Below are 1,318 nucleotides of genomic sequence, written 5' to 3'. Positions count from 1 at the left end.
AATTGGAGAATTTGAAGCACGTAATTTTAAACTAGAAAAAGGCATCAATCCTAACCCAACTTGGACACCAGGACGAAAATCTAAACAGACACTAAATTATCTTGGAAAAACGGTAGGGGATGACGTAACGGTTCCGCATAAAAGCTATCAACACAATAGTAGTAGTGATGATTTAATATCAAGAATCCCTAGTGATTTTGAATCAGAAGTTGGGCAATCAAGCTATGATAATACATCAAAACAAGATGGTATTTTACATTCAAATATTTGTGATGTACAAGGCAGATATATGGTTAGAATATACGAATTCGACCTATCACACTTAGGTTTATCACTATCCGAGTTAAAAGATAAACTTCGTAAAATCACTGTTTCATGGACTGGATACGGACAAGGTGATGATGGAAATGGTTTGGCTTATGGGGCTACTGGTAGAGTATGGAATAATGATATAAATGATTGGCATAATATTGTAGATTTTACAGACTCATTACCTTCAACCAAAACTATTTTAAACGTGACTACTGCCTTGGATAGATGGCTGAACAACAACCAAAAAGTATACATCTTAGTCCACAGCACTCACCCAGCGTCAGCAGAAAATGAAAGTATTGTATACACCGACTATATCAAGTTAGATGTTGAATTATCTGAGGAAGTAGATTACGTTAAATCTAACATTGTCAAAGTTCGTAAAGAAACAAAAGAAGTTAAAATGGAATATCCAATAACAGATTACCGCACAGGGATAACAGACAGTGTGGCTCTTTGGTATGAGCATGTGCCGGTACCTCAAAAACTAGAATCCACTGAAGATGTAACGGTACTAGCTGAAATGGACCATATCTTAGTATCAGACTTATCTAGTGCTGTTGGAGATAAACAAGGTGTACATCATTGGATGAATCCACTGTATAGAGTGGGTAATGACAAGCTAGATGTATTTGGTGAATTTGGTTTTGCTAACATTCCATTTGCAGCAGATTCTAAAAATGTGAACGTTGGAAAGTCAATTCAAGTGAATGGATCAGGATTCAAGGATTATTTTGTAACCCAATACGGATTAAGCACATTACAAAAGCCGATGGTTGGTATTATCGGTAATTTAGTCATGCACGAAAACGAGTTAAAACTACTTGTGGTAAGCATCTACAACGAAACTGGATTGATAGATACTAGACAAAACGGTGTAGGGTTGTTGTTACAAATTAAAGGCAATCCACTTGTTAAACTTGATGAAGGTGAAAGAGATCCGGCTATTACACCAAACGCATGGCGTACAGCTACAGGAGAGATTCAGGGTTACTTAGATGAAAAC

General features: G+C 36.6%; 1 protein-coding gene. It reads left to right on the top strand.

The features are described from left to right. Positions 1 to 1,318, top strand: a 1,318-nt coding sequence (locus tag Q5Y73_RS24555; protein ID WP_305994557.1) for a hypothetical protein, incomplete at both ends; no start/stop codon positions are given.

The sequence above is a fragment of the Chengkuizengella axinellae genome (assembly GCF_030730905.1).
GTDB lineage: Bacteria > Bacillota > Bacilli > Paenibacillales > KCTC-33759 > Chengkuizengella > Chengkuizengella axinellae.
Note: the sequence above shows the minus strand (reverse complement) of the source record. Positions and strands in the feature narration are given on the sequence as shown.